The organism is Pseudomonas sp. NPDC087690, from assembly GCF_044743175.1.
In the GTDB taxonomy this organism is placed as follows: domain Bacteria; phylum Pseudomonadota; class Gammaproteobacteria; order Pseudomonadales; family Pseudomonadaceae; genus Aquipseudomonas.
In genome coordinates this window covers 137933-144077 of sequence record NZ_JBIUVX010000003.1, presented here as the reverse complement: position 1 = coordinate 144077, position 6145 = coordinate 137933, and the positions used below count along the sequence as shown (strand labels likewise).

General features: G+C 59.2%; 8 protein-coding genes and 1 pseudogene. 6 read left to right on the top strand and 3 right to left on the bottom strand.

The annotated features are described in order from the left end of the window. Nucleotides 1-126: pseudogene (locus tag ACIPIZ_RS08105) on the top strand (sulfate ABC transporter permease subunit CysW); the annotation flags it as partial. A gap of 3 nt (nucleotides 127-129) precedes the next feature. Next, nucleotides 130-1119: a sulfate/molybdate ABC transporter ATP-binding protein gene (locus tag ACIPIZ_RS08100; RefSeq protein ID WP_053116472.1), complete on the top strand. Its 990-nt coding sequence runs from the start codon at nucleotides 130-132 to the stop codon at nucleotides 1117-1119. Nucleotides 1120-1234: 115 nt separating this feature from the next. Here the strand turns inward: ACIPIZ_RS08100 and ACIPIZ_RS08095 are convergent, their stop codons facing one another. After that, nucleotides 1235-1762, bottom strand: coding sequence for a DUF962 domain-containing protein (locus tag ACIPIZ_RS08095; protein WP_105708603.1), 528 nt, complete (start codon nucleotides 1760-1762; stop codon nucleotides 1235-1237). Nucleotides 1763-1846: 84 nt separating this feature from the next. On the opposite strand from ACIPIZ_RS08095, the gene ACIPIZ_RS08090 reads away from it, so the two are divergent. Further along, a complete protein-coding gene (locus ACIPIZ_RS08090; protein ID WP_122661183.1) occupies nucleotides 1847-2524 on the top strand; it encodes a Crp/Fnr family transcriptional regulator in 678 nt (225 codons plus the stop codon). 123 nt (nucleotides 2525-2647) lie between these two features. On the opposite strand, the gene uraH is transcribed toward ACIPIZ_RS08090, so the two are convergent. Next, nucleotides 2648-3058 (bottom strand): hydroxyisourate hydrolase, encoded by a 411-nt coding sequence (uraH, locus tag ACIPIZ_RS08085; protein WP_401164886.1) that lies wholly within the window; start codon nucleotides 3056-3058, stop codon nucleotides 2648-2650. A 12-nt stretch (nucleotides 3059-3070) separates the two neighbouring features. Beyond that, nucleotides 3071-3556, bottom strand: coding sequence for a heme-binding protein (locus tag ACIPIZ_RS08080; RefSeq protein WP_150647714.1), 486 nt, complete (start codon nucleotides 3554-3556; stop codon nucleotides 3071-3073). A 136-nt stretch (nucleotides 3557-3692) separates the two neighbouring features. On the opposite strand from ACIPIZ_RS08080, the gene ACIPIZ_RS08075 reads away from it, so the two are divergent. The 3 genes from ACIPIZ_RS08075 (at nucleotide 3693) to ACIPIZ_RS08065 (ending at nucleotide 6112) form a co-directional block, all read left to right on the top strand. After that, nucleotides 3693-4373, top strand: a complete 681-nt coding sequence (locus tag ACIPIZ_RS08075; RefSeq protein ID WP_007917671.1) for a heavy metal response regulator transcription factor — start codon at nucleotides 3693-3695, stop codon at nucleotides 4371-4373. After that, on the top strand, nucleotides 4363-5781 hold the full coding sequence (locus tag ACIPIZ_RS08070; protein ID WP_105708594.1) for a heavy metal sensor histidine kinase: 1419 nt from the start codon (nucleotides 4363-4365) through the stop codon (nucleotides 5779-5781). Before ACIPIZ_RS08075 ends, ACIPIZ_RS08070 begins: the two co-directional genes overlap by 11 nt. 85 nt (nucleotides 5782-5866) lie before the next feature. Then, a complete protein-coding gene (locus tag ACIPIZ_RS08065) occupies nucleotides 5867-6112 on the top strand; it encodes a helix-turn-helix domain-containing protein (protein WP_064389032.1) in 246 nt (81 codons plus the stop codon). Nucleotides 6113-6145 lie beyond the last annotated feature (33 nt).

The following is a 6145-nucleotide window of genomic DNA, read 5'->3' as shown; positions in this document are numbered from 1 at the left end:
ATACAACCACGTGCCGCGTTCGCCGTGGCGAGCCTGTTGCTGATCCTGGCGCTCTTCATCCTGCTGCTCAAGCAGTGGAGCGAAAACCGTATCAACCGCCTGCGCGCCAGCGCCGCGGAGGAATAATTCATGTCGATCGAAGTGCGTAACGTCAGCAAGAATTTCAATGCCTTCAAGGCGCTGGACAACATCAGCCTGGATATCCACAGCGGTGAACTGGTCGCGCTGCTCGGCCCCTCGGGCTGCGGCAAGACCACGCTGCTGCGGATCATCGCCGGTCTGGAAACCCCGGATAACGGCAATATCGTTTTCCACGGTGAAGACGTTTCCGGCCACGACGTGCGTGATCGCAACGTCGGTTTCGTGTTCCAGCACTACGCCTTGTTCCGGCACATGACCGTGTTCGACAACGTCGCATTCGGCCTGCGCATGAAACCGAAAAACCAGCGCCCGAGCGAAAGCCAGATCGCGGTCAAGGTGCACGAACTGCTGAACATGGTGCAGTTGGATTGGCTGTCGGATCGTTATCCGGAGCAGTTGTCCGGTGGGCAACGTCAGCGGATTGCGTTGGCCCGCGCCTTGGCAGTGGAGCCTAAAGTGCTGCTGCTCGACGAACCCTTCGGCGCCCTCGATGCCAAGGTACGTAAAGAGCTGCGCCGTTGGCTGGCGCGTTTGCACGAAGACATCAACCTGACCTCGGTATTCGTGACCCACGACCAGGAAGAGGCGATGGAGGTTGCTGACCGCATCGTGGTGATGAACAAGGGTGTGATCGAACAGATCGGCTCACCGGGCGACGTTTACGAAAACCCGGCCAGCGATTTCGTTTATCACTTCCTCGGCGATTCGAACCGCTTGCTGTTGAGCGACGACAATCACGTGCTGTTCCGCCCGCATGAGGTGTCGTTGTCCAGGCATGAACTGGAGGATCACCATGCGGCTGAAGTGCGTGATATTCGGCCGTTGGGTGCGACCACGCGGGTGACGTTGAAGGTTGAAGGGCAGACTGATTTGATCGAGGCCGAAGTGGTGAAAGACCATGACAGCCTGATCGGCCTGGCCAAGGGTGAAACCCTGTTCTTCAAACCCAAGGTCTGGCAGAAAGTCGCCAGCCTTTAAGATCAAAAGATCGCAGCCTGCGGCAGCTCCTACAGGGGTTTCGGTTGGTCACACATTTTGTGATCGACCAAACCCACTGTAGGAGCTGTCGCAGGCTGCGATCTTTTAAAGCGGCCTAAGCCGCCGCTTTTTTGTTCGGATTAACCCGCACCACCCCCGCCCGCGCCTCGATCTGCTCTTTCAATTCATGCCGCATCCCGAGCATGAACGCCAACTCGGCCACCACAAACAACGGCCCGACGATCAGCCCCGATACATCATCGACAAACGCCGGTTTGCGCCCTTCGTAGTGATGCCCGACAAACTGGATCACCCAGCCGACCACAAACATCGCCAGACCGCTGCTCAACCAGACCATGGTGCTTTGCTGCGCCAGCACATGCCCGGCCCACACGGATAAACCCATCAGCACCGTCATCAGCACGCCAAGCTTCACTTCCAGGCGCAAGTAAAACCACGCCGAAGCCAGCGCCACGACAACGGCTGGAGATATCCACAAGCCGCCCAGCGACCATTCCGGCCGCGACAACAAAACCGCCACCGCCACCACAATCAGCGGAATGCCGATAAAGTGGCTGGCGATGTTGCGCGGATCGCGGTGGTAGGCGGCGTATTGACTGAGGTGGTCGACGAGGCTTTTCATTGTTGTTCCTCCGGTAGGGTTGATCGCATCATCCCTCGGGATCAGGGTTCGCTCTGTCAGGCAGGCGACAATCCAGGAGTGTTTATGCAAATTCGTTCACGGTTGATGAGCGGCCAGTGGTTCAGTCATCTGCCGGCGTCCTTTCAGGATAGCTTGCTGGCGGCGGCCCGGGAGCGGCGGCTGACGGCGGGGCAGCGCTTGTTCCAGCGCGGCGATGCGCCGTGCGGCTTGTACGCGGTGCTCGATGGCGTCGTGCGGATCGGCGCGGTGAGTGAGCAGGGCAAGGAAGCTTTGTTGAGTCTGGTAGAAGCGCCGCACTGGTTCGGCGAAATCTGCCTGTTCGATGGCCAGCCGCGCACGCATGATGCCTACGCTGTGGGGCCGTGCACGTTGCTGAATATTCCGCAGGCACCGTTACTGAAGCTGCTTGATGAAAATCCAGTGTACTGGCGGCATCTGGCGCTGCTGATGAGCCACAAACTGCGCCTGACGTTTATCAATCTGGAACAACTCAGCCTGCTCCCGGCTCCCGCGCGTCTTGCCCATCGACTGTTGATGATCGCCGAAGGCTACGGCGAATTCGACGCGCCACGCCGGGTCCTGCAACTGCCGCAGGAGCAACTGGCGTCGATGCTGTCGCTGTCGCGGCAGACCACTAACCAGATCCTCAAGGACTTGCAGGGGCAGGGGATTATCGGGCTTGGCTATGGCGAGATCGAAATCATTGATGCTGCGCGGTTGCGCGCCCTGGCCACGATCTAGGATCTAACACCGAACCATTGTAGGAGTGAGCCTGCTCGCGATAGCGGTCTGTCAGTCACAGATTGATCAACTGACAGATTGCTATCGCGAGCAGGCTCACTCCTACAGGGGATTTGTGCGGGATCAGGAGCCGCGATAGGTCGAGAAACCGTAAGGGCTGAGCAGCAGCGGGATGTGGTAGTGCTGATCGGTCTGCTTCACTTCAAAAATCACCGGGATTTCCGGGAAGAACGTGTCGTGCTTGATCTTCTTGTAGTACTCGCCGGTCTTGAACACCACGCGGTATTCACCCGCTTCAAAAGGCTGTTTGGCCGGGAACAGCTCGGCAATTCGCCCCTGTTCATTGGTGGTGCCTTGGGACAGCGGCTGCCAGTTCTGACCGACGTGTTTTTCCAGGGTCACGTCGATGCCCGGCGACGGCAGGCCGTTTTCCAGGTTGAGGACGTGTACGCTCAGCGGATTGCCGGCAGCCAGAGCCAGGCTGGAAAAAGCGCTCAGGCCAAGCGCGGCGAAAGACATGCGCAAAGTGCTCATGGATGAATCTCCTTATTGGGAACGGGTAGTGGCCAGACCGGTTTTCTCGGCAGCCTTGATCGCACAGTTTTCGTCTTGCTCGCCGCCGCCGGAACCGGCCACGCCCATCGCACCGACCAGTTCATCAGCGGCGAACAAAGGGATGCCCCCACCAAGCAGCAGCAACTCGTCGAGGGTATTGAGATTGGCGGTTTCCGGGTTGCTGCGGGCACGTTCGGCGAACAGCCGGGTGGCAGTTTTGGTCGACAGTGCGGTGTAGGCCTTGCGCTGGCTGGCGGCGGTGTTGTGCGGGCCGACACCGTCGCCGCGCAGGGTCACCAGCAGATTGCCGCCACGGTCGAGCACCGACACTGTGCCGGTGCAATTGCTCATCGCTGTGTCGGCGAGCAGGCGTGCGGTTTTCAGGTCGAGATCAGCGTGGCGCGGTAGCTCAGGACTGGCGGCAGCGACGCCACTGACGCCGATCATCAGGCTTGCAACGAGGAATTTTACGTTCATGGACAGGCTCCAAAAGCGAAGGTCCTCACCTTAATCGCCGGTCCTCGTCAGAACCTCGTCAGTCTGATTACAAGTTTGTAATGGGCAACGCCGCCGAAGACGCCTAGCCTGTGTGTCTGAATAATCGAGGTGTGCCATGCGCTTGCTGGTCGTAGAAGATGAAGCCAAAACCGCGAATTTCCTCGCCAAGGGCCTGGGCGAGTCGGGTTTTGCCGTGGACGTGGCGCTCAATGGTCTCGATGGTCGTTACTTTATCGAGCAGCAGGAATATGACCTGATCATCCTCGACGTGATGCTCCCCGGCCTCAACGGCTGGCAATTGCTGCAGCTGATTCGCCAGCGCGGCGCCACGCCGGTGTTGTTCCTCACCGCCAAGGACGCCATCGAAGACCGCGTGCGCGGGCTCGAACTGGGCGCCGACGATTACTTGCTCAAACCCTTCGCCTTCGCCGAACTGCTCGCGCGGGTGCGCACCTTGCTGCGGCGCGGGCCGATGCGCGAAGCCGAGTCGTACAGCATCGCCGATCTGGAAATCGACGTGCTGCGCCGCCGCGTCAGTCGCGGCGGCCAGCGCATCGCCCTGACCAACAAGGAATTCGCCCTGCTGCAATTGCTCGCCAGTCGCCAGGGCGAAGTGCTGTCGCGCACGCTGATTGCCTCGCAGGTATGGAACCTGAATTTCGACAGCGACACCAACATGGTTGAAGTCGCGGTGCGGCGCCTGCGCTCGAAAGTCGATGATCCGTACATGCCGAAACTGATTCACACCGTGCGCGGCGTCGGTTATCAACTGGAAGCCCCTGACGATGCGCTCTAGGTCGATCGCCTGGCGCCTGGCGCTGGCGTTCGCATTGGTCTGCGCTTTGGTGTTGAGTGCGATTGGTGTGTTTCTCTATCGGTCGCTGGCCGCAGAAATCGCCTACCGCGACGACCTCGCGTTGCTCGGTCGACTGGAGCAGGTACGCGCCTTGCTTGCCGACAGCGACAGCCTCGACGCTTTGCAGGCGCGGCCGCGGTTGTATCAGAACATGCTCGGCAACCTCGACAGCCTGTTGCTGGTGCGCCGCGCCGACGGTTCCAGCGTGATCGCCATCAACCCGCGTCAGCGCGATCTGCCAACCCTCAACGCGATCCCCCGCGAGCAAACGCCGCAGCGCCGCGACGTGCTGACCTGGCAAGCGCCGGACGGTGCCGAGCTGGCGCTGTTGTCCGGTGAAGCCCAAGGGCCAAACGGTGAACCGCTGACGATCATCGCCGGCAAGGTGCTGAGCGAGCGCGAGTCAATGCTCGGCAGTTATCGCATGCGCTTGTACTTGTCCGTTGGGATCGGTGCGTTACTGGCTTTTGCCTTGGGTCTACTGCTACTGCGAAGGGGCCTGCAACCGCTACGTCAGTTGAGCGAAGCGGTACGCGGCATCGATCTGCGCAGCCTCGATCAACGGTTGCCCGCCCATGGCACGCCCGCTGAACTGCTTGAACCGGTACAGGCGCTCAACGGCATGCTCGCGCGGCTGGACGACAGCGTGCAGCGGCTGTCGCAGTTCTCCGCCGACCTCGCCCATGAAATTCGCACGCCGTTGCACACCTTGCTCGCCAGCAACGGGCAAGCGCTGAATCATCCGCGCAGCACGGCGGAATATCAGGAGGTGCTGGCCTCGAACATGGAAGAGTTCGAACGGCTCAAACGCATGGCGGAGAACCTGATGTTCCTCGCCCGTGCCGAGCAGGCCGAGCGCGCGCTCAATCTGCAAACACTGGTTTTGCACAGCGTTGGTAGTGAACTGTGTGATTACTTTGAAGCCTTGGCGGATGACCGAGATCTGCGGCTGGACAACCAACTGCATGGCGAACTGCTTGCCGATCAGCAACTGCTGCAACGGGCGCTTGGCAATTTACTGGCTAATGCTGTGCGTCATGCTGACTCCGGAACCGTGATCAGCCTGCGTCGCCGCGACGAGTCGGGCTGGTGCTGGTTACAAGTGCACAACCATGGCCAGGCGATTGCGCCGGAGCATCTGGGCAAACTGTTCGACCGCTTCTACCGCGTCGATCCATCACGGGCAGAGCCGGGAGATTCGGGTGGGTTGGGGTTGGCGATTGTGCAGTCGATCATGCAGTTGCATGGGGGACAGGTGCGGGTCGGCAGTGATGCTGACGGCACCGTTTTTGAGCTAGGGTTTGTGGTGAGCAAGTGGTGCTTAAATAGAGAGGCTAATCAGATTTAAATTGGCTTGCAAAAAATATGCATTAAATAGAATGCATATTTGCTGATTTTTCTAAAATGCATCGTAAGTAATGCAGGCATCCACAATGGAAAAAATAGGTAAGTTGATTAGAGAGCTCCGTAAGGCTAAGGGACTTTCTCAGCAAATGTTAGCCCAACAGTACGGCATGAGCCGCGCGACAATTTCTGGTATCGAAAACAACACCGTTTCTGAGATTGGCTTGCGAAAGGTGGAGGCAATACTGAATGGTTTGGGCTATGAACTCGCTGCGGTTTCTCGACCGTCCCGTCCGACGCTCGATACGCTGAAAAAGGAAAACTTCCATCGCTAAGCCAATCTATCAGCTGAACAGTTCTCGTTAGCT

Bases quoted from the DNA above. Each gene is read 5' to 3' on its own strand.
- ACIPIZ_RS08090 (WP_122661183.1), top strand. From the start codon at position 1,847: ATGCAAATTCGTTCACGGTTGATGAGCGGCCAGTGGTTCAGTCATCTG.
- ACIPIZ_RS08070 (WP_105708594.1), top strand. From the start codon at position 4,363: ATGCGCTCTAGGTCGATCGCCTGGCGCCTGGCGCTGGCGTTCGCATTG.
- uraH (WP_401164886.1), bottom strand. From the start codon at position 3,058: ATGAGCACTTTGCGCATGTCTTTCGCCGCGCTTGGCCTGAGCGCTTTT.
- ACIPIZ_RS08095 (WP_105708603.1), bottom strand. From the start codon at position 1,762: ATGAAAAGCCTCGTCGACCACCTCAGTCAATACGCCGCCTACCACCGC.
- ACIPIZ_RS08080 (WP_150647714.1), bottom strand. From the start codon at position 3,556: ATGAACGTAAAATTCCTCGTTGCAAGCCTGATGATCGGCGTCAGTGGC.
- ACIPIZ_RS08065 (WP_064389032.1), top strand. From the start codon at position 5,867: ATGGAAAAAATAGGTAAGTTGATTAGAGAGCTCCGTAAGGCTAAGGGA.
- ACIPIZ_RS08075 (WP_007917671.1), top strand. From the start codon at position 3,693: ATGCGCTTGCTGGTCGTAGAAGATGAAGCCAAAACCGCGAATTTCCTC.
- ACIPIZ_RS08100 (WP_053116472.1), top strand. From the start codon at position 130: ATGTCGATCGAAGTGCGTAACGTCAGCAAGAATTTCAATGCCTTCAAG.